A 20,560-nucleotide genomic window follows, 5' to 3' on the forward strand; every position below is an offset into this window, starting at 1 on the left:
TCGTCAAGTTCATCTGATCCAGAAGCGCCCTTTCCGGCCGCCGCCCGCCGCCGGACCGGCCAGGCCAGCGCTCCGGCCGTGCGCAGTGCAGCGGCAGCCAGTCCGGTTGCGAGCAACTTTTGAAATACCATTTCCGCCCCGCTGCGGCAACCCACTGGAGAGGAGGGGATCCGTCTGGACCTGGACCGCCTGAAGCAGGAGATGAAGGCCTACGCCGCGCAGGTCGGCCTCGACCTGGTGGGCGTGGCCCCGGCCGACCCCTTCCTGCGGGAGCAGCAGCTCCTGGAGGAGCGGAGGGAGCGGGGCCACGGGCCCAACCCCTACGAGCACCAGGTGATCGCCGAACGGGTCTACCCCGAGCAGTGGCTGCCAGGGGTCCGGTCCATCGTCGCCTGCGGCATCTCCTACTACCACCCCGACGCCCCGCCGCCGCCCGGCGGCGGCCCGGCGCTCAGGGGCTGGCTCTCCCGCTATTGCCGGGGGCGCGACTACCACCACATCCTGAAGGAGCGGATCCTCCGTCTCGCGGGGTGGCTGGAGGAGCGGGCGCCGGGCCACCGGCACCTGGCCTACGTGGACACCGGCCCGCCACTGGACCGGGCCGTCGCCGAGCGGGCCGGCATCGGCAAGTTCGGCAAGCACACCAACCTGATCACACGGGAGTACGGCACCTGGGTCTTCCTGGGCGAACTGCTGACCACGCTGCCGCTGCCGCCCGACGAGCCGGTACCGCCGGCCTGCGGCGACTGCACCCTCTGCATCGACGCCTGCCCGACGGGGGCGCTCACCGAGTGGCGGCTGGACGCCAACCGCTGCCTCTCCTACATCACGCAGATGAAGGGGATCATCCCCCCGGAGTACCGCGAGGCGATGGGCAACCGGCTCTTCGGCTGCGACGACTGCCAGGACGTCTGCCCCTACAACCGGCGGGCCCGCCCCTCCCCCCACCCCGAGTTCGCGCCGGCGGCTGAGCTGGGCGGGGGCCAGCCGGACCTCCTGCAGATCATGGCGATGACCGGCAGCGAGTTCCGCCGCCTGTTCGAGCCGACGGCGGCCGGCTGGCGGGGCAAGACGACCATCCAGCGCAACGCGGTGATCGCCCTGGGCAACAGCGGCGACCCCGCGGCCCTGCCGGCGCTGGTGGCGGCCCTGGGGAGCGAGAGCGAGGTGATCCGGGCGCACGCGGCCTGGGCGCTGGGCCGCCTCGCCCGGCTGGTCCCGGAAGCGGCCCCTGCGGCACGGCAGGCCCTGGAAGAGCGAGCGGCGCGTGAGGCCGCCGCGCCGGTTCTCATCGAGTTGAAAGCCGCCCTGGAATCCCTGGGCGGCGGTGAATAGGTCGTCCATCCTTCGGCCAGAATAGCAGGCAGAGGCAGCTCATATTTGGCGCCTCTGCTACGCCCATTCTTGGTGGGCAGGGAGCCGGCCCGGCGGTGAGGGCCGGCTCCCTGTCATTTGCCCGTGCGGCGGGCCACCGCCTGTGCGGACTGCTCGTCCGCGTGGTAGGAGGAGCGCACCAGGGGGCCCGACTCGCAGTGGGCGAAGCCCCTCCTGAGCGCCTCCTCCCGCAGGTGGGCGAACTCGGCCGGCGTGTAGAACTTCGCCACCGCCAGGTGGCGGGATGTCGGCCGCAGGTACTGGCCGAAGGTGACGATGTCGACCCCGACCGCCCGCAGGTCGTCCATCGCCTCGTACAGCTCGGCCATGGTCTCGCCCAGGCCCACCATGATGGAGGACTTGGTGCTGATGTGCGGCTTCATCTCCTTGGCCCGCCGGAGCACCTCCAGCGAGCGGTCGTACTTGGCCCGCGACCGCACCCGGTCGGAGAGGCGCCGCACGGTCTCGATGTTGTGGTTGAGAACGTCGGGCTCGGCCTCCATCACCTCGGCCAGCGCGTCCCAGTTGCCCATGAAGTCGGGGATCAGCACCTCGACGCCGGTGGAGGGGTTCTTGCGCCGGATGGCCCGGATGGTCTCGGCGAAGATCCGGGCGCCGCCGTCCGGCAGGTCGTCGCGCGCCACCGAGGTGACGACCACGTGGCGCAGGTTCATCTGCACGCAGGCGTCGGCCACCCGCTCGGGCTCATCCAGGTCGAGCCCCGCCGGGGCGCCGGAGGTGACGGCGCAGAAGCCGCAGTTGCGGGTGCAGACGTCGCCCAGGATCATGAACGTCGCCGTGCGCCGGTTCCAGCACTCGAAGATGTTGGGGCAGCGGGCCTCCTCGCAGACGGTGTGCAGCCCGCGCCCGCGCATCAGCCGCTTCAGTTCGACGAACTCCGGGTCGGTGTGCAGGTTGATCTTCAGCCACTCGGGCTTCCGGCTGACGTCCGGCCTGGCGCGGCTGGGCAGGATCGGAAGCTCCAGGTCGGGGTCGATCCTGAACTCTGCCATGGTCTCACCTCATTAGACCAAAGTCTACCCGCTTTTTCCCTGCCGCGCAACGTGGCCCCCTCCTCGGGCACGGGAAATCATGGTACCCCAGTTGTAGACTGTGGTAAAATTGTCATGTGAGTGCCAAACTGCCGCGTCAGGGGGAATCGCCGTGGAGGAGCGCCAGCCGCACATCCAGTGCCGCACAGGCGATATTGCACCCTACGTCCTGCTGCCCGGCGACCCGGGGCGGATCGACGCGATCGCCGCCCAACTGGACCGTTGGGAACCCGTCGCCTGCAACCGGGAGTACCGTACCATCACCGGTACCTATCAGGGCATGCCCGTCACTGCCACCTCCACCGGCATCGGCGGCCCCTCCGCCGCCATCGCCGTGGAGGAGCTGATCCGCACGGGGGCGCGGGTCCTGGTGCGCATCGGCAGCGCCGGCGCCCTGCAGCCCCACATCCGGGTGGGCGACCTGCTGGTCGCCGTGGGGGCCGTGCGGGAGGAGGGGGCCAGCGCCATGTACGTCCCCGCCGCCTACCCGGCGGTCAGCGACCCTGCGGTGCTCACCGCGCTCCTGCAGGCGGCGAAGGGGCTGGGCGCAACCGCCCACGCCGGCATCGTGCGCAGCCACGACAGCTTCTACACCGACCGGGAGGACGAGCTGACCCGCTTCTGGGCGGGGAAGGGCGTCCTCGGGTCCGACATGGAGACCGCCACGCTCCTCACCGTAGCCCGCCTGCGCGGCGCCAGGGCCGGGAGCGTGCTCAACGTGGTGGTGCCCGCAGACGGCGGGCTCGAGGCGGGGATCAACGACCTGGTGGCGGGAAAGGAGGCGGCACGGCGAGGCGAAACTGCCGAGATCAGGGTTGCACTGCACGCGCTCCATGCCCTGTGGGCGGAGGAAACTTGCTAGGAGGTGCTCGCATGGCTGCACAGCAGAAGAACGTATGGGCGTTCCGGTTCACGACCCTCTCCCTGGTGCTGATTCCGGTTGCCGTGGGCATCAACTACGTCGGCAAGCTCTTCGCCGCTGCGCTGAAGCTCCCCCTGTGGCTCGACTCCATCGGCACGGTCCTCGCCGGCATGCTGGCCGGGCCATGGATCGGCGCCATCTCCGGAGCCGTGAACAACATCATCTTCGGCATCACGGCCGACCCGGTCTCATTCTGGTACCTGATCACCTCCATCGTCATCGGCCTTGTGGTCGGCTACCTGGCCATGACCGGCTGGATCCGCGACTTCGGCCGGGCCGTCCTGCTCGGCCTGATCGTGGCCCTGGCCGCTGCGGTGGTCTCCACCCCGATCAACGTCATCCTCTGGGAGGGCACCACCAGCAACGTCTGGGGTGACGCCCTCTACACGATCCTGCGCGATCAGGGGACGCCGGTCTGGATCGCCTCCTTCATCGACGAGCTGGTCGTCGACCTCCTGGACAAGGTGGCTACGGTCATCGTCTCCTTCCTGATCTTCAAGGCGCTGCCGCAGCGCCTCACCGGCCTCTTCGCCGGCCAGGACCAGGTGGAGAAGCTGTAGCGGCCATAGACCGGACCGGCTTTCGCATCGCAGAACGGCGCCGGGGCTGTCTCTCTGGCAGCCCCGGCGCCTGAGTGACAGGCAGGTGACCGCATTGCAGTTCACCCTCTACGTACCCGGCGATTCGTGGGTGCACCGGCTGGACCCGGTCTCCAAGATGCTCATCACCGTCGTCGGCCTGGCCTGCACCTTCCTGCTGCCCGGCCACCTGGCCCCGGCGCTCCTGCTTGCGGCCTCGCTCGCCCTGCTGGCGACGGCCGGCGTGCTGCGCCGTACGGCCGCCGTCTTCGCGGGGGTAGCCCTGATCGCCGTCACCTTCTTCGTCGTCCAGGGGCTGGTCTACGCCGGCAACGAGACCCCGGCGCTGGCCCTGGGCCCGCTCACCTTCTACCGGGAGGGCCTGCTCCTGGGCCTCCGGCTCACCCTGCGGCTCTACAACATCCTCGCCTCCAGCCTCATCCTCATCCTGACGACCCGGCCCTCCGACCTGGTGGAGTCCCTGATGCGCCGGGGGCTGCCCGCCCGGTTCGGCTACGTGATCATCGCGGTGCTGCAGATCATCCCCACCATGGTGGAGGCCTCTAACCGGATTACCGACGCCCAGCGCTCCCGGGGCATGGAGACCGAGGGGAGCCTCTGGGTCCGCCTGCGCGCCTTCATCCCCCTCATGGGCCCGCTGGTCACCTCCTCCCTCATCGCCACCGAGGAGCGCGCCCTGGCGCTGGAGGTGCGGGGCTTCGCCTCCAACCGGAGGCCCACGTTCCTGAACGAAGAGTCGATCCCGGGCTACGCCTGGCCGGTGCGGATCGCCGCCCTGGCCGTGCTCCTGCTCGGCATCGCGGGGCGGGTGGTGCTGTCATGAGCGTGATCCGGGTGGAGAACCTGCGCTACCGCTATCCCCGGCAGACGGAGCTGGCCCTGGACGGCATCAGCTTCACGGTGGAGCCCGGCGAGTTCGTGGGCATCGTGGGCCCCAACAAGGCGGGCAAGTCCACCCTCTGCCAGGCGCTGGTGGGCCTGGTGCCCCACTTCTACAAGGGCGCCATCGGCGGCCGGGTCGAGGTGGCGGGGCTGGACGTACACGCCGCGCCGGTGGCCGAGGTGAGCCGCAGGGCGGGGCTCGTCTTCCAGAGCCCGTTCACCCAGATGTCGGGCGCCAAGTTCAGCGTGTACGAGGAGGTCGCCTTTGGCCTGGAGCGCGCCGGGGTTCCCCGGGAGGAGATGATCCGGCGCATCGAGTGGGCCCTGCGGTTACTCGGGCTCTGGGAGCTGCGCGACCGCAGCCCCTTCGCCCTCTCCGGCGGGCAGATGCAGCGGCTGGCCATCGCCTCGGTGCTGGTGATGGAGCCGGAGGTCCTGATCCTGGACGAGCCCACGTCGCAGCTGGACCCGGCGGGCACCAGCGAGGTCTTCGCCGCGGTGGGCGACCTCTGCCGGCGGGGCATGGCGGTGGTGATGGCCGAGCACAAGGTGGACCGCATCGCCGCCCGGGCCGACAAGGTGCTGGTGCTGGACCGGGGAAAGGTGCTGGCCTGGGGCCCGCCGGGCGAGGTCTTCAGCCTGGACGGCCTCGAGGCGCGCGGGGTCGCGGTCCCCGCCGTCACCGCGGCCGCCCGGGAACTGGGCTGGCGGGAGCAGGACGGCAGCTATCCGGTCACCGTCGAGGCGGCCGTCAGGATTGGGGGTGCGGCGCTTGGCCGAGATCAGGGTTAAGGACCTGCACTTCCACTACACCCCGGGCGTGGAGGTGCTGCGGGGGATCACGCTCGCGCTCGAGCCCGGGGCGGTGGCCATCATCGGGCAGAACGGCGCGGGCAAGTCCACGTTCGTCCGGCTGCTCAACGGTCTCCTCAGGCCGACCCGGGGCGAGGTCTGGGTGGACGGGGTCACCACGAGTTCCACCACCGTGGCCGGCATGGCCCGCAAGGTGGGGCTGGTCTTCCAGAATCCCACGGATCAGCTGTTCAAGAGCCGGGTGCTGGACGAGGTGATGTTCGGCCCCCTCAACCTGGGCCTCAGCCCGGACGAGGCGCGCCGGCGGGCCGGGGCCGCCCTGGCCAGGGTGGGGCTGACCGGGGTCGAGGGGCACAACCCGTACGACCTGGGGCTGGCGGAGCGCAAGCTGGTGACCATCGCCAGCGTGCTGGCGATGGAGACGCCCGTGGTGATCCTCGACGAGCCGACCATCGCCCAGGACGCCACGGGCGTGCGGCAGATCGGTGAGATCGTCACGTGGCTCCGGGAGCAGGGGCGCACAGTGATCACCATCACCCACGACATGGACTTCGTCGCCCGCTATTTCCAGCGGGTCCTGGTCTTCCAGGGCGGGCAGGTGCTGGCCGACGGCACCGCTGAGGAGATCTTCGCCCGGCCCGACCTGCTGCGGCAGGCCGGCCTGGAGCCGCCGCCGGTCACGGTGCTGGGACGGGAGCTGGGCCTCGCCCGTCCGCCGCTCACCGTGGAGGACTTCGTGGCGCGGATACGGGCGAAGGCAAGTGGGGAGACACTGTAGGTCGCAGAACAGAGTCGAGTTCCGTTGTCGCCCCCCTACCGAACACGCCTGCCATTGCGCCTCGTGCTATCAGGTATTCGTAAGCTCAGAGGGCGTGGTCGTCTCTGTGTGACGTCCACGCCCTCAGTAACGGTGTGACCGGCCGCCACTTCGACTGCGCCACTGGGTCACCGCATGTCACGGCCGCCGGTCCCAGGGACGCACGACGCCCACCACGTGGTACTCGGCGTCCTCCTGAACCGCCTTGAGCACGCCCTGGCTGATCTCTGCGTGGGTGAGCCAGCGGGAGCGGTCCCCCTCGATCTGAAAGCCGAGGATCACCTGCCGGTAGGACACGTTTGGCGGGATCTCCTCCAGGGCGGGCCGCGGCAGGCGGGTGGGGTCTGCTGCAGCGCTCCCCCGCACATGGAACAGCCTGCAGGGTTCTCCGCTGCGGCCGAGTTCCGCAGCCACCGTCGGCAGCGCCGCCGGGGCCGTACTGTGAATCCAGCAGATAGCCAGCTGAATGGCCCCGTGCTGCTCGACCGCCCGCCTCAGGGCCGCCGCGAGCGCTGCCGAGTCCCGATAGTCCACCGACAGCGGGTTGATTCCCGCCAGCCTCTCCGCGCTCCGGGCCACTACGCTTACGGTCGTGAACGAGCGGGCCAGCGCCAGAGTGGCCTCCCGGAGCATGCCCGTTCCACCGACGACGAGCGCGTGCATCTTTACCCCTCCTCTACCTGGGGAAGCGAAAAGCGGTACGGGGCCGCTGCTGACCACCCGATGCGCAGTCCGGCCCGCTGACGCCGCGAAGGGCGCACCTGTGACCATGTGCGTACGGACCCGGGCACCGGCCCGGGTCCACTGCTTGCGCTAGTACAGGTTGATGGTGCCGGGACCGTAAGACTCCAGCCGCCGCTTCACCGCCTGGAGGAACCGGCCGCAGACCAGGCCGTCCAGGATGCGGTGGTCCAGCGACAGGCAGATGTTCATCATCGACCGGATGGCGATGGCGTCGTTCTCCAGCACCACCGGAATCTTGGTGATCGCCTCGAAGGAGAGGATCGCTGCCTGCGGGTAGTTGATGATCGGCGCCGACATGAATGAGCCGAAGGCGCCGGTGTTGTTCACCGTGAACGTGCCGCCGGTCACGTCGTCGAGCGTCAGCTTCCCGGCCCGGGCCCTGGCCGCCAGGTCGGCGACGGCGTGGTTCAGGCCGGCGATGGAGAGCCGGTCGGCGTTCTTGATCACCGGCACCGCGAGCGCGTCCTCGGTGGCCACGGCGATGGAGATGTTGATCTCCTGCTTGATCACGATCTCGTCGCCGGCCCACTGCGAGTTGAGGATGGGGTACTCCTTGAGCGACTCCACGACCGCCTTGATGAAGAACGGCACGTAGGAGAGGCTGATCCCCTGCTCCCGCTTGAACTGCGGCCCCACCTGCTCCCGCAGCCGCACCAGGTTGGTGACGTCCACCTGCATCATCGTCCAGGCATGCGGCGCCTCGTGCTTCGACTGGACCATGCGGCCGGCGATGCGCCGGCGCACCGGGTCGACGGGGATCCGCCGGTCGCCGGGCCCCGCCTGCACCGGAGATGCGGCCACAACCGGCCCGGCGTGCACCGGGGCGCCGGTCGAGACCGGTCCGGGCTGAGCCGGGGCGGGGGCCGTACCGGAGGCCTGCGCAGGGGCAGGAACCGGGGCGGCGGCGGGTGCGGCCGGCGCCGCGGCAGCCGCGCCCCCGGCGGCGATGAACGCCTCCACGTCCTTGCGGGTGATGCGCCCGCCCAGGCCCGTGCCCTTCACCAGGCTCAGGTCGATGCCGTGCTCCTGGGCCAGCCGCATCACCGCCGGGCTGTACCGGCCGCGGGCAGCGGGCGCCGCACCTGCGGGGGCACCGCCCGGCTGACCACCAGTCGCAACCGCCGGGGCGCCGCCCACCACGCCCGCACGCGCCCCCGACGCGGCGGCACCTGCGGCAGCTCCGGCCCCGGAGGCCGCCGCACCGGCGGACGCCGCAGCAGCCACCGCGACAGGCTCCTCACCCGCGGCCTGCATCGTCGCGATGCGCACGCCCACCTGGACTGTGGTCCCCTCGGGCACGTCCAGCGTCAGGATCCGGCCGTCGGCGGGGGCCGGGATCTCGGCGTTCACCTTGTCGGTGATCACCTCGGCGATGGGCTGGTACTTCTTCACCTCGTGCCCCGGGGCCACGAGCCACCGGTTGATCGTCCCTTCCGTAACCGACTCGCCGAGCTGGGGCATCCTGATCTCCAACGCCGTTCCCCCCTCCCCCTAGAACTGCGCCAGCTGCCGCATGGCGGCCAGGCACTTCTCCGGCGACAGCATGTAGAACTTCTCCATGGGCCCGGCATACGGCATCGCGGGCACGTCGGGCCCGCAGAGCCGCTGGATCGGGGCGTCCAGGTCGAACAGGCACTCCTCGGCGATGAGCGCGGCCACCTCGGCGCCCACGCCGTGGGTCTTGGAGGCCTCGTGGGCGATCAGCACCTTGCCCGTCTTGCGGGCGGCCGCCACGATCGCCTCCCGGTCCAGCGGCAGCAGCGTGCGCAGGTCGAGCACCAGCGCCGAGTAGCCCTCCTTCTCCAGCTGCTCCGCCGCTTCCAGGCAGAAGTGGACGACCTTACCGTATGTGATCACCGTGATGTCGGTCCCATCCCGCTTCACGTCGGCCTTGCCGATGGGGATCACGTAGTCCTCCTCGGGCACCTCGCCCTTGATGGCCCGGTAGAGCCCCTTGTGCTCGAAGAAGAGCACCGGGTCGGGGTCGCGGATCGCCGCCGCCAGCAGGCCCTTGGCGTCGTACGGGGTGGACGGCACCACGACCTTCAGGCCCGCGGTGTTGGTGAAGTACTGCTCCACCGACTGCGAGTGGTAGAGCCCGCCGTGGACGCCGCCGCCGAAGGGCGCCCGGATCACCATCGGCACCGACCAGGCGCCGTTGGAGCGGTAGCGCATCTTCGCCGCCTCGGAGACGATCTGGTTCATCGCCGGGAAGATGAAGTCCGCGAACTGGATCTCGCAGACCGGCTTGGTGCCGTAGAGCGCCGCGCCGATGCCCACGCCCACGATGGCGGACTCGGTGAGCGGCGAGTCCTGCACCCGCTCGGGGCCGAACTCGTCGTAGAGCCCCAGGGTGGCGCCGAAGACACCGCCCTTCCGGCCCACGTCCTCACCGACGATCCACACGTCGGGGTCGCGCCGCATCTCGGCCCGCAGCGTCTCCCGCACCGCCTCGACCAGGTTCATCACCGCCATCGGCTCACCCCTCCTTGTACACGTGGCGCAGGGCCTCTTCGGGCTCCGCGTACGGCTGCGCCTCGGCCCAGTCGGTGGCGTCGTCGACCGCCGCCATCACCCTGCGCTCCAGCTCCTGCTCGCCGGCCTCGTCCAGCAGCCCGTGCTCCCGCAGGTAGTGGCGCGCCTTCACGATGGGGTCGCGCGCCTGCACGGCCGCGATCTCCTCGGGGTCGCGGTAGCGCCGCTGATCGTCGTCGGATGAGTGGGACGTGATGCGGATGCAGCGGGCCTCGATGAGCGTGGGCCCCTCCCCCCGGCGGGCCCGCTCGTGCGCGGCCTTGACCACCTCGTAGACCGCCAGCACGTCGGTGCCGTCCACCTCGATGCCCGGCATGCCGTAGCCCTGGCCGCGGGCGGCCACCGAGCCGCCGGCCACCTGCCGGGTGAGCGGCACCGAGATGGCGTACTCGTTGTTCTGGACCATGAAGATCACGGGCAGCTTGTGCACCCCGGCCCAGTTCAGCGCCTCGTGGAAGTCGCCCTGGTTGGACGAGCCCTCGCCGCAGGCGGTGTAGACCACCACGTCGTCCCCGCGCATCCGGGCCGCCTGGGCGATGCCCACCGCGTGGAGCATCTGGGTCGTAACAGGGCTCGAGCCGGACACGATGTTGAGCGCCCGGTGCCCCCAGTGCGAGGGCATCTGCTTGCCGCCGGACGCGGGGTCGGCCCCCCGGGCGAAGGCGCTCAGCATCACCTCCCGGGGCGTGACCCCCGCCACCAGGTTGATGCCCAGGTCGCGGTAGTACGGTGCGAACCAGTCCTGCCGCTTGCGGAAGGCGAAGGCCGCCCCCACCTGGGCCGCCTCCTGACCCTGCGGCGAAATCACGAACGGGATTCTGCCCCCCCGCTGCAAGAGCCAGAGCCGCTCATCCAGCCGGCGGGTCAGCAGCATGTAGTAGTACATCTCCACCATCTGGTCCCGCGTCAGGCCCAGCGCCTCGTGCCGGGCCGTGGTCGCCTCCATCATCGCTCTCCCCCTCCCCCTTCGTGTCAAGGTCATCTACATGTGGATCGCTCTGCCCTCCACCGCCAGCGCCGCCTCGCCGAAGATCTCGGAGAGCGTCGGGTGGGGGTGGATCACCTGGCCGACCTCCCAGGCGGAGGCGTTCAGCACCAGGGCGAGCCCCGCCTCGGAGATCAGGTTCGTGGCGTCGGGGCCGATCAGGTGCACCCCGAGGACGTCGCCTGTCCGGGCGTCGGCCACGACCTTGGCGAAGCCGTCCAGCGAGCCCTCCACCAGCGCCTTTCCGATGCCCCGCCAGGGGAACTTGCCGACCCGCACCTCGTAGCCCGCCTCCCGGGCCTGCGCCTCGGTGAGGCCGACGGCCGCCACCTCAGGCCGGGTGTAGACGCAGCGCGGCACCCGGCGCGGGTCGAAGGGCTCGGGCGAGTGCCCGGCGATGTGCTCCATGGCGATGATCCCCTGGTGCGAGGCCACGTGGGCCAGTCCCCCGCCGGCCACGTCGCCGATCGCGTAGAGCGCCGGGTCACCGGTGCGGCAGAAGCCGTCCACCTCGATGAAGCCGCCCTTCGTGTACGTAACCTTCTCCCGGTTCTCCAGCCCGAACCCTGAGGTCACCGGCTCCCGCCCGACGGCGATCAGCAGGGCCTCCGCCGCGTACTCCCGGACCTCGTCCCCGACCCGGGCCTGCAGCGTCACCCGGCCGTCCCGCACCTGCACCGACTCGGGCAGCACGGCCGCCCCCGTGACGATCTCGACCTTGCGGCGGCCCATCAGCTTATGCAGCTCGGCGGCCACCTCGTCATCCTCGGTGGGCAGGATGCGGTCCAGGAACTCCAGCACCGTCACCTTCACGCCGAAGTCGTGGTAGAGGCTGGCCCACTCCATGCCGATCACGCCGGCGCCGATGATGATCACCGACTCGGGCAGGGTCGGCCGGACCAGGGCCTCGTCGGAGGTCATCACGTGGGCGCCGTCGACGGGGATTCCCATCGTCTTGGGCCGCGACCCGGTGGCAATGACGACCTTGCCGTATTCCAGGAGCTCCTGCTGGTCGCCCACCATCACCGACACGAGGCCGTTGGGCGAGAAGATCGAGGGCGGGACCAGGGCTCCCGTGCCCTGGAACACCGTCACGCCGTTCTTCTTGAGCAGCCCCTGTACGCCCCTGTGCAGGTTGCTGACGATCTTCTCCTTGCGCGCGCGCACCCCGTCGAAGTTCAGGGCCACGCCCTCGGCCGTGATCCCGAACTCCCCGGACTGCCGCACGGCGTGCAGCATCTCCGCGCTCTTCAGGTAGGCCTTGGTGGGAATGCACCCCCGGTGCAGGCAGGTGCCGCCCACCTTGTCGCGCTCCACCAGGGCGACCTTCAGGCCCAGCTGCGCCCCGCGGATCGCCGCGACGTACCCGCCGGTACCGCCCCCGAGCACCACGACATCGTAGGTATGAGACATGGCTGGTGCCGCCTCCCTTCCCCGGACATCACCCGGCCGCCGGACATATGAGCCATTTGTACTACACTCTCTATGCAACTTTCGTGCCATATACCGTAGGACGAAAGAACGAGGCGCCGCTTTACGGCATCTGCATGATATTGCACTAGCCTGCAATAGAATGCAGGCATCCTGCTGCAACGCGGTCGGTCCCGGGTCGCCGGACCCCGAAAAATGCCCGTCAGTAGATAGAATTGCTTAATGTAACGAATCGGCATGATCGATTAGCACGATCTCACGGCCCATGCTATGGTGAGACTGTAGCACTTATTGACTACCGGGGCGGCAAGGCCCCGTGGCGGGAGGACTGAGGAAGCCGTGAAGGCCAAGGTGGCGATCAACGGCTTTGGGCGCATCGGCCGCATGGTCTGCCGGAGGCTGCTAACCCACCCTGATCTCGACGTGGCAGCCATTAACGCATCGTATGACGCCCGTACCCTGGCCCACCTGCTGAAGTACGACACGGTCCACGGCCGGCTGGACGCCCAGGTAACCGCGGGCGACGGCGAGATCCTGGTCGACGGGCGCCCCATCAGGCTGGTCGCCCAGCGGGATGCGGCCCTGCTCCCCTGGGAGGAGCTCGGCATCGACATCGTGATCGAGGCGACGGGCAAGTACAAGGAGCGGGAACGGGCCGCGCTGCACCTGCAGGCCGGCGCCCGGAAGGTCATCATCACCACGGCCACCAAGGATCCAGACGTCACCATCGTGATGGGCGTCAACGCAGACGCCTACTGCACCGACCGCCACCACGTGATCGCGGCGGCCTCCTGTACCACCAACTGCCTCGCCCCGGTGGCCAAGGTCCTGCACGAGGCCTTCGGCATCGAGAGCGGGCTGATGACCACGGTGCACGCCTACACCAACGACCAGAACATGCTGGATAACCCGCACCGCGACCTGCGCCGGGCGCGGTCGGCGACCGCCTCGATCATCCCCACCACCACCGGCGCGGCCCGCGCGGTGGCGCAGGTGCTGCCCGAGCTCAAGGGCCGCCTGAACGGCTTTGCGCTGCGCGTACCCACGCCGGACGTCTCGGTCGTCGACCTGGTCGCCCGCCTCGCCCGCCCGGCGGCGCGGGAGGAGATCAACCAGGCGCTGCGGGAGGCCTCCGAGGGCCCGCTCCGGGGGATCCTGGCGTACACCGAGGAGGAGCTGGTCTCGGTCGACTTCGTCGGCAATGACCACTCCGCCATCGTGGACGGCTCCCTGACCATGGTCGGCCCCGACAACGTCGCCAAGGTGGTCGCCTGGTACGACAACGAGTGGGGCTACTCGTGCCGGGTGGTCGACCTGGCCGCCATGGTCGCCCGCCAGCTCTCCGCCGCGCGGCCCGAGCAGGTCGCCGCGGACTAGACCGATCTCGCGCAGACTACCTCCGGGAGGTGATCTGCGTGAGCCAGGGCCAGCCGCCCCGGGGCCGGACAGGCCAGAAGGTCGAGGATCCGGGCACCTACAAGTGCGAGGACAACTCCCGGTGGACCTACAACGTCGGCGACGAGTTCCGGGAATGCCCCTCCACGGGGAAGCCCACCGTGTGGGAGAAGACCAGCGAACCGGACCACGCCGACAGCCGGTAGACAGAAACGGCGACCGCATGTGCCGAACCTCGGCACGTGCGGTCGCCCTCTTACTGTTGAGGTGGCTAGTAGCCCCGGTCGCGGTCCACCACGCCAACCAGGGGCTCGCCCCGCTCGAACCGCCCGAGGTTGGCGACGAAGTACTCCACCGCCTCCGCGGGGCGGGTGAGGCCGCTCAGGTGCGGCGTCACCGTGATGTTGGGCTCCGTCCAGAACGGGTGGTCCGGGGGCAGCGGCTCCTGCCTGAAGACGTCGAGGACGGCGTGGATGCGCCCGCTGCGCACCGCCCGCAGGATGGCGTCCTCGTCGATCGTCGCGCCGCGCCCCACGTTGATCAGCACCGCCCCCTCCTTCATCGCCTCGGGGTCGATGAGCCCGCGGCACTCGGGCGTGTCGGGCAAGGTGCTCACCAGGTAGTCGACGCCAGCCGTGAACGCGCGCACCTGGTCCGGCGTGAACAGCCGGTCCACGTGGGGCCGGTCCCCCGGGGTGCGGGCCAGGCCCCAGACCTCCATGCCGAATGCCTTCCCCCGGGCCGCCATGGCCAGGCCGATGGAGCCCACCCCGGCGATGCCCAGCCGTGCGCCGGCCAGCCGCCCGGCCATGAACGGCTTCCAGAGCCGGTCCGCCTGCTGGGCGTACTGCCGCTGCAGGCGCTGGGCGTGGGCCAGCATGTGGGCGAACACGTACTCGCTCATCGGAACGCCGAAGAGCCCCACCACCCGGGTGACGAGCACGGTATCCGGCAGCGGGGCGATCACCAGGTCCTCCACCCCCGCGCCCATCGCCTGCACCCAGCGCAGCCGCCGGGCCTCCCGGAAGAGGTCTGTGGGGAACCGCCAGCAGAAGATGATCTCGGCCTCGCCTACGGCGCGGGCCGCCTCCTCCCGGGACGTGCAAGGAAAGATCCGGTAGCCCGCCGAAGAAGGTAGTAAGCGGGCAAGCTGGTCCGCATAGGTACTGGCAGCGGCCTCGTTGTAGACCAGAATCACACGGGACATGCCATCCCCCCTCCTTTCACCGGGGCGGCTCAGCGCCCGGTGCGCGAGCGAAGCCGGTCGGAGGCGATGCCGATGCCCGTGCCCAGCGCGAGGACCACCGCCACCGTGATGGTGACGTACCGCCCTCCCGGGACCCAGGCGAACCAGGCGAACGGATCGTGACCCCGGACCGCCTCGATGCCCATGTAGGCCAGGAGCAGCAGAACCCAGAGCCCCAGCGTGATCAAAAAGCCAAGCGCACCCCCACGCATGCGCCACCCCTCCCTTCGCACACCGTTTTCGCCATCGTCCGGCCCCGCTCCTGTCGCCCCCCGGGACAGGGCGGACGCGGATAAGGGGGAAGACCTGTGCCCGATCCGCTGACGCTCCTGCTCATGACCCTCTTCGGCTACGTCGGCCTGCCCACGCTGCTGGCGCGGACGGGCTTCTCCCGCGCGCTGAAGGGGGCCCCGGCGGCCCTGCCGCAGGTGGCCCTGACCTTCGACGACGGGCCCGACCCCGTCTGGACCCCGCGCATCCTGGAGATCCTGGACCGCCACGGGGTGACGGCCACCTTCTTCATGCTGGGCAGCCAGGCGGAGGCGCACCCGGAGATCGTCCGGCAGGTGGCCGCCGCAGGCCATGAGGTGGGCGTGCACGGCTACCGCCACCAGATGCCGGCGCTGCTGGGGCTCAGGGCCACGCTGCAGGACGTCGGGGCGACGGTACAGGTGCTCACCTCGATCCTGGGGCACCGGCCCCGCTACTACCGCCCGCCCTGGGGGATCTTCAACCTCTGGACGGGCATCGCCGCCCGGCGCCACAACCTCATCCCCGTCGTCTGGTCGCTCTACGTCTCCGAGTGGTCCCGCAGGACCACGGCCCAGTCGATCTACGCGGATGCCATGCGCCACGCCCAGCCGGGCACCGTGCTGCTGCTGCACGACTGCGCCGGTCCCGGCTCACGCCGCGACGCCCCCGCCATCGTCGCCCGGGTCCTTCCCCGGCTGATCTCGGGGCTGCGGCGGAAGGGGTTGGAACTCGTCGGCCTCTCTCAGCTGCTGTCACCGGGAAACGGAGGGCTGCCCCATGATGCGGCGCCTGATCAGAGCGTGGGATCGCCTCGTCCGTAAGCTGCTGGCCATCCGCCCCGTGCGGGAGGGCGGCGTGCTGGGCTACAGCCTGCGCCGCTACCCCGGCCGCGGCCTGGAGACGGCCACCGGGGCGAGGCTCCGCCGGGGCGACCTCGTGCTGGAGCTGCACCTCGACAGCCGGCTGCTGGCGGAGTCCGCCGCCGGCGACACGGCGCACAAGCGCATCCTGCGCCTGCGGCGGATCCTGCTGGAGGACCTGAAGGCGCTGGCCCGGCAGGTGGAGGCGGATCCCCGCCTCGCCGCGGCGGCCGGGCTCTGGGGCCTCACCCTGCTCCACCGGGGCGTGGGCTTCCTGGGCTTCACCGTCGCCGAGCCCGATCCCGGCACGGGCGGCCGCCTGGCCACCTGGTACATGCGGCTGCTGCTCACGGCCTACCACCCGGAGGGTGAGGACCGGCTGCAGCACCGGGAGGAGGAGCTGATCGCCAGGGAGATCTTCCTGCCGATGGCCGAGTTCCGGGCGCGCTACGGGTCCAGGGCGCGGGGCGGGTAAGACGTGTGCGGCGACCTGGAGCGCCGCAGGTGAGAAAGAGAACGGGGCTGCCCGGGCGGAGAGATCCGCGGGGCAGCCCCTTGGGCGTTATGACAGGAGTGCGATCAGCACCGGGGCCAGGATGATCTTCGTCACCATCGCCACCGGGTAGACGGAGACGTACCCCACGTTGGGCAGGTCGTTCTGCGCCTCCTCGAGGGCGTAGCCCAGCGTGGCGGACTGGGTCTGCATCCCGGACAGCAGTCCCGTGAGAAGACCCATGGGGATCCGCAGCCAGCGGTACCCCACGTAGAGCATGGCCCAGGCGCAGAGGAAGGTGATGGCCCCGCTGGCGCCGAGGATGGCCCAGCCCCGGGCCTGGGTGAGCATGTGGGCGAACTCGTAACCGGAGCGCGTGCCGATCGCGGCCAGGAAGATCGTGAGCCCCAGCTGCCGGAGGAGCAGGTTGGCGCTGTAGGGCAGCACCCAGACCAGCGGGCCCGTGCGCTGCAGGAAGCCCAGGAGCAGGGCGACGATCAGGGGACCGCCGGCCAGCCCCAGGCGGATGGTGATGCCTCCGGGCAGGGGGATCGGCAGGAGCCCCACCCCGATGCCCGCCACCATCCCCAGGCCCAGGGTCGCCACGTCGATCTCCGAGACCGCCCGGAAGGAGTCGCCGAGGTAGTGGGCCACCTCGTCCATCCGCTCCCGCCGCGCGAGCACCCGCACCCGGTCGCCCAGCTCCAGCACCATGTCCGCGTGGGGCAGGAACTCCATGTCGCCGCGCCACACCCGCGAGACGATCACCCCGAACCGGTGAGTCAGCTCCAACTCCCGCAGGGTGCGGCCGGCCACGTCGGGGTTCGAGACGAAGACCTGCCGCGTGTCCACCTCGGAGCGGTCGAGGTCGGCCTCCTGGTCGCTGACGCAGCCGATGACCTGAGCGGCGCGCTCGAGCTCCTCCACGGTCCCCACGGCGGTCACCAGGTCGCCGAGCTCCAGCCGGCTGCCCCAGCTGGCCACCTCGGCGTGCTCCCCCCGCCGGATGCGTCCGAAGACCACCTTCAGCCGGTGGACCACCACCAGGTCGTGGACGCTGCGGCCGACAGCCTCCGGCCGGTCCACCCGCAGGGTCCAGGACGTGATCTCCTCCGGGACGCCGGGCATGTCCTTCAGCGACCGGGCCTCGGCGAGGTAGTCGATCCGGAAGAGCCGCCGGGCCAGGTAGATCGCCAGGATCATGCCGATGACGCTGACCGGGTACGCGATGGAGTAGCCGACCACCGGCTCGGTGATCTGCCCCGCCCCGCCGGAGCGGGACAGGTACTCCACCGCCGCAGCCAGCGCCGGCGTCGAGGTCAGCAGGCCGGCGAAGACGCCGGCCGTCTCGGCGGGGCTCATCTCCAACAGGTAGTGCGGGATCAGCAGCAGCAGCGCGGCCAGCAGGATGACGGCAGCGGCCAGCAGGCTGTAGACCAGCCCCTGGCCCCGGAAGGAGCGGAAGAAGCCGTGGCCGCTGCTGAGGCCGACGCAGTAGACGAAGAGCGCCAGTCCGAACTGGTAGACCAGCTCGGGCAGTTTCAGACTGGGGTCCAGGGCGCCGAAGGCCAGCCCGACGAAGAGGACGGCGGCGACCCCCAGCCGGACCCCGGCCACCTGGATGCGCCCCAGGGGAAAGCCGATGCCAGCGACGAGGAAGAGAAGGAGGAGCGGGTTGTCTTGCAGGATGCCTAGCATGCTCAGGGCAGCCTCCACAGGAGTACTCGGGCCCGAGGCCCACTCTTTAACTTAAACGCCCGCACACTTCCTCCTGTCTCACACCTGCCGCACTGTTCTGTCTCAGGCGGGACCTTGGACCGGCCCCCGGTTCCGGGCCTCGCCGACCGGGTCTACCCCAGCCCGGGCGGCCCCTCCACCTCCACCGGCCCGCCGTGCGGCACCACGCCCGGGATGTCCCCGACGGGCGGCAGCTCGGCCTGCAGCGCCTCCCACGCGGCCATGCCGCCCTCCAGGTACCGGGTCCGGAACCCCCGCGCTGCAGCGAGACTGGCGGCCCGGGCGCTGCGAACCCCGTCCTCGCACACGAACAGGGCCCCGTCCTGCGGGTCCGCGACCTCCAGCCAGGCCTCCAACTGGGACCACGGGATGTTCAGGCTGCCTGGCAGCGAGCTGCGGGCGAAGGCTTCGGGCTCCCGCAGGTCGACGATCTGCGGCGTCGGCCCCTCCACCACCAGGCGGCGCAGCTCCTCGGGCAGCAGCGCGGCCGGCCTGTCGGCCGACCCGGCCCTCCCCGGCGCGCGGATCCGGGGCCCGGCGACCGCCAGCCCCCACCCGCGCCGACCCGCCAGCCAGAGCGCAGCCAGGGCGGCCGGCGCCATCGCCAGCAGGTAGAGGTGGCCGGGGCGCACCCGCGCACCCAGCTCAGGCAGCACCAGCAGCCACAGCCCGGCCGCGGCGGCCCAGGTGCAGGCCAACGCCGCCCAGGCTAAACGCCGCGGGCTGAGCTCGCGCGCGACCACGCCGCCCCACCAGGCGGCGGGTACGGCCCCTCCCACCAGAGGCCCCGCCAGCCACAGGTTCAGCTGCCCGGTCAGCCCCTTGCCGGCGAGCCCGCCGGCCGCGCTCAGCAGCACGATGCCCACCACGGCGGTTTCGGCGACCCGGCGGGACCGCACGGTCCGGGCCACCAGCGGCTCCAGCAGGAAGCCGCCGGCCGCCCCCACGAGGCCCGCCATCATCCCGGTGCCCGCCGCGGCGGCGACGGCACCCCAGGACGGCCGGGGGCGCCGCACCCGCCTGTGCCGGGCGGGCCACCGGGGAACCAGCAGCAGCAGGGCCGCCAGGGTGGCGAACGCGGCGTAGAGCAAGAGCAGGGTACGCCCGGGGAGGCGGGCGGAGAGCAGCCCGCCGGCCAGTCCGGCCCCTGCGCCCACCAGGCCGGGCAGCAGCGCCGGCCGCAGGCCCGCCGCCCTCGGAAGGCCCCTGCTCCAGAGGGAGACGGCGGCCCACAGCAGCCCGTAGACCAGCGTGATCGACGCCACGTCGCGCATGGCGAAGCTCTTCATGCCAAGGGAGGCGGGCACGGTGAGCAGGAGGGGCGCCAGGACCACGGCTCCCCCCAGGCCCAGCAGGCCGGCCACGAACCCGCCGGCAATCCCGATCCCGATCAGAAGCGCCGTCTCCGTCATCGTCCCTTCCGGCCTCCCTCCCCCCTGACGAGTGCCATCTCCAGTCTAGTCTTTCCCGGAGGAGGGCAGGCTAGGCGGCGGGAGGTGAGGGCATGTCGGGAGAGACCCGCCGCGGCGGCGACGGTGGCCCGGGGACCGGGCCGGCGGATCCGCGTGCTTGGATCATCCGGCGGCTGGGCGGGGCGCGGGCGGCCTGCGATGGCGTGGTCCGCCTCTGGGAGGCGGCGGGCCGCCCGGGACGGCTGCACGTGCTGGACGTCGGCGCAGGCGGTTGCGAGGTGGGTCAGGTCCTGCTCCGCTGGGCGGACCGCGCCGGGGTGCGCATCGCCATCACGCGGCTGGAGCGGACCCCGGCGGCGTGCATACGCACGGCGCGCCGCTTCGCCGGGGATCCCCGGGTGTGCGTGCTGCAGGGCCACATGCAGCAACTCGAGCCCGCCTCGGCCGACGTCGTCACCGCAGCGCTGGTGCTGCGCCGCCTGCCGCCCCTCCAGATTCCCTGGACGCTCCTGCACTGGCGCGAGGCCGCCCGCATCGGCGTGGTCGCGGTCGACGTCTGCGGTCGCCCGGCCACCCGTCCCGGCGTGGTGGCGATCGACCTCCGCGGTCACGCCGTCCGGGCGGGCTGTCGTGACGAGGGCCTCGCCGAGCTGCGCAGCTACCCGGGCCTGGAGGGCCTGCGCTGGCGTCGCTCCTGGTTCTGGCGCCAGCTCACGCTCGGGGGTGACTCCGGCGGGGACGCCGCCCGCTTCGGCTGGCCGCTCCTGGAGCCCGCCACCTGACTGGCGGGCTGAACACCGCCGAACTCGCGATTGCCAGCGCTGCACGGTGGACCCGGGAGTTGGCCGGGCCGCGCGGGCCCAGGCAGCGACTCGCTGCAATCTCATGTAGGCCGCGCTGGCATCATGAACCTTTCGAATAGAGTAGGGGCTGGCCTTTCGGCCAACGCCCCCTCGTCAAACCGGACGTGCAGTTTTCCCGCATCCGGCTTCCGCCGGTCGTAGCCCTACA

General features: G+C 71.0%; 21 protein-coding genes. 11 read left to right on the forward strand and 10 right to left on the reverse strand.

Annotated features, from left to right (window positions below; all coding sequences use genetic code 11):
• Positions 1–201: 201 nt before the first annotated feature.
• The gene (gene queG, locus J2Z79_RS07845) at positions 202–1,335 is read left to right on the forward strand and encodes a tRNA epoxyqueuosine(34) reductase QueG (protein WP_209466317.1); all 1,134 of its coding nucleotides are present in this window, start codon (positions 202–204) and stop codon (positions 1,333–1,335) included.
• A 113-nt stretch (positions 1,336–1,448) separates the two neighbouring features.
• Here queG and lipA read toward each other — a convergent pair whose 3' ends face one another.
• Positions 1,449–2,387 carry a lipoyl synthase gene (gene lipA / locus J2Z79_RS07850; protein WP_209466318.1) on the reverse strand — a complete coding sequence of 313 codons (939 nt, stop codon included), beginning with the start codon at positions 2,385–2,387 and terminating at the stop codon, positions 1,449–1,451.
• Between the two features lie 151 nt (positions 2,388–2,538).
• Between lipA and J2Z79_RS07855 the strand changes: the two genes are divergently transcribed.
• From J2Z79_RS07855 to J2Z79_RS07875, 5 genes are all read left to right on the forward strand, one after another.
• Complete coding sequence (locus tag J2Z79_RS07855) at positions 2,539–3,288, forward strand: nucleoside phosphorylase (protein WP_209466319.1); 750 nt, start codon at positions 2,539–2,541, stop codon at positions 3,286–3,288.
• 11 nt (positions 3,289–3,299) lie between these two features.
• Positions 3,300–3,908 (forward strand): ECF transporter S component, encoded by a 609-nt coding sequence (locus tag J2Z79_RS07860; protein ID WP_209466320.1) that lies wholly within the window; start codon positions 3,300–3,302, stop codon positions 3,906–3,908.
• An 85-nt stretch (positions 3,909–3,993) separates the two neighbouring features.
• A complete protein-coding gene (locus tag J2Z79_RS07865) occupies positions 3,994–4,770 on the forward strand; it encodes an energy-coupling factor transporter transmembrane component T family protein (RefSeq protein WP_342589443.1) in 777 nt (258 codons plus the stop codon).
• Complete coding sequence (locus J2Z79_RS07870) at positions 4,767–5,621, forward strand: energy-coupling factor ABC transporter ATP-binding protein (protein ID WP_209466321.1); 855 nt, start codon at positions 4,767–4,769, stop codon at positions 5,619–5,621. The genes J2Z79_RS07865 and J2Z79_RS07870 overlap by 4 nt, the downstream gene beginning before the upstream one ends.
• Complete coding sequence (locus J2Z79_RS07875; protein ID WP_209466322.1) at positions 5,602–6,420, forward strand: energy-coupling factor ABC transporter ATP-binding protein; 819 nt, start codon at positions 5,602–5,604, stop codon at positions 6,418–6,420. Before J2Z79_RS07870 ends, J2Z79_RS07875 begins: the two co-directional genes overlap by 20 nt.
• Before the next feature lie 177 nt (positions 6,421–6,597).
• Here J2Z79_RS07875 and J2Z79_RS07880 read toward each other — a convergent pair whose 3' ends face one another.
• The 5 genes from J2Z79_RS07880 to lpdA form a co-directional block, all read right to left on the reverse strand.
• Entirely contained in the window at positions 6,598–7,122 is a 525-nt protein-coding gene (locus J2Z79_RS07880) for a short-chain dehydrogenase (RefSeq protein ID WP_209466323.1), read from the reverse strand.
• Positions 7,123–7,272: 150 nt separating this feature from the next.
• Positions 7,273–8,676 (reverse strand): dihydrolipoamide acetyltransferase family protein, encoded by a 1,404-nt coding sequence (locus J2Z79_RS07885; RefSeq protein ID WP_245302422.1) that lies wholly within the window; start codon positions 8,674–8,676, stop codon positions 7,273–7,275.
• Between the two features lie 18 nt (positions 8,677–8,694).
• Positions 8,695–9,678 (reverse strand): alpha-ketoacid dehydrogenase subunit beta, encoded by a 984-nt coding sequence (locus J2Z79_RS07890; protein ID WP_209466324.1) that lies wholly within the window; start codon positions 9,676–9,678, stop codon positions 8,695–8,697.
• Positions 9,679–9,682: 4 nt separating this feature from the next.
• The gene (locus tag J2Z79_RS07895; protein ID WP_209466325.1) at positions 9,683–10,687 is read right to left on the reverse strand and encodes a thiamine pyrophosphate-dependent dehydrogenase E1 component subunit alpha; all 1,005 of its coding nucleotides are present in this window, start codon (positions 10,685–10,687) and stop codon (positions 9,683–9,685) included.
• Between the two features lie 33 nt (positions 10,688–10,720).
• Positions 10,721–12,136: a dihydrolipoyl dehydrogenase gene (lpdA, locus tag J2Z79_RS07900; RefSeq protein WP_209466326.1), complete on the reverse strand. Its 1,416-nt coding sequence runs from the start codon at positions 12,134–12,136 to the stop codon at positions 10,721–10,723.
• Positions 12,137–12,493: 357 nt separating this feature from the next.
• Between lpdA and gap the strand changes: the two genes are divergently transcribed.
• Both gap and J2Z79_RS07910 read left to right on the forward strand, forming a co-directional pair.
• On the forward strand, positions 12,494–13,531 hold the full coding sequence (gene gap / locus J2Z79_RS07905; RefSeq protein ID WP_209466327.1) for a type I glyceraldehyde-3-phosphate dehydrogenase: 1,038 nt from the start codon (positions 12,494–12,496) through the stop codon (positions 13,529–13,531).
• Positions 13,532–13,569: 38 nt separating this feature from the next.
• Positions 13,570–13,755, forward strand: coding sequence for a hypothetical protein (locus tag J2Z79_RS07910; RefSeq protein WP_209466328.1), 186 nt, complete (start codon positions 13,570–13,572; stop codon positions 13,753–13,755).
• A 65-nt stretch (positions 13,756–13,820) separates the two neighbouring features.
• Here the strand turns inward: J2Z79_RS07910 and J2Z79_RS07915 are convergent, their stop codons facing one another.
• Positions 13,821–14,756 (reverse strand): D-2-hydroxyacid dehydrogenase, encoded by a 936-nt coding sequence (locus J2Z79_RS07915; protein WP_209466329.1) that lies wholly within the window; start codon positions 14,754–14,756, stop codon positions 13,821–13,823.
• Positions 14,757–14,785: 29 nt separating this feature from the next.
• Entirely contained in the window at positions 14,786–15,007 is a 222-nt protein-coding gene (locus J2Z79_RS07920) for a hypothetical protein (RefSeq protein WP_209466330.1), read from the reverse strand.
• A 96-nt stretch (positions 15,008–15,103) separates the two neighbouring features.
• Here J2Z79_RS07920 and J2Z79_RS07925 point away from each other — a divergent pair, with 96 nt between their 5' ends.
• Both J2Z79_RS07925 and J2Z79_RS07930 read left to right on the forward strand, forming a co-directional pair.
• Positions 15,104–15,868 carry a polysaccharide deacetylase family protein gene (locus tag J2Z79_RS07925; protein WP_209466331.1) on the forward strand — a complete coding sequence of 255 codons (765 nt, stop codon included), beginning with the start codon at positions 15,104–15,106 and terminating at the stop codon, positions 15,866–15,868.
• Entirely contained in the window at positions 15,825–16,382 is a 558-nt protein-coding gene (locus tag J2Z79_RS07930; protein WP_209466332.1) for a YkoP family protein, read from the forward strand. The genes J2Z79_RS07925 and J2Z79_RS07930 overlap by 44 nt, the downstream gene beginning before the upstream one ends.
• Before the next feature lie 87 nt (positions 16,383–16,469).
• Here J2Z79_RS07930 and J2Z79_RS07935 read toward each other — a convergent pair whose 3' ends face one another.
• Both J2Z79_RS07935 and J2Z79_RS07940 read right to left on the reverse strand, forming a co-directional pair.
• Entirely contained in the window at positions 16,470–18,098 is a 1,629-nt protein-coding gene (locus tag J2Z79_RS07935; protein WP_209466333.1) for an aspartate:alanine exchanger family transporter, read from the reverse strand.
• Between the two features lie 152 nt (positions 18,099–18,250).
• On the reverse strand, positions 18,251–19,549 hold the full coding sequence (locus tag J2Z79_RS07940; protein ID WP_209466334.1) for a TSUP family transporter: 1,299 nt from the start codon (positions 19,547–19,549) through the stop codon (positions 18,251–18,253).
• Between the two features lie 92 nt (positions 19,550–19,641).
• On the opposite strand from J2Z79_RS07940, the gene J2Z79_RS07945 reads away from it, so the two are divergent.
• The gene (locus tag J2Z79_RS07945; RefSeq protein ID WP_209466335.1) at positions 19,642–20,331 is read left to right on the forward strand and encodes a class I SAM-dependent methyltransferase; all 690 of its coding nucleotides are present in this window, start codon (positions 19,642–19,644) and stop codon (positions 20,329–20,331) included.
• Positions 20,332–20,560 lie beyond the last annotated feature (229 nt).

This window comes from Symbiobacterium terraclitae (assembly GCF_017874315.1).
Classification (GTDB): domain Bacteria; phylum Bacillota; class Sulfobacillia; order Symbiobacteriales; family Symbiobacteriaceae; genus Symbiobacterium; species Symbiobacterium terraclitae.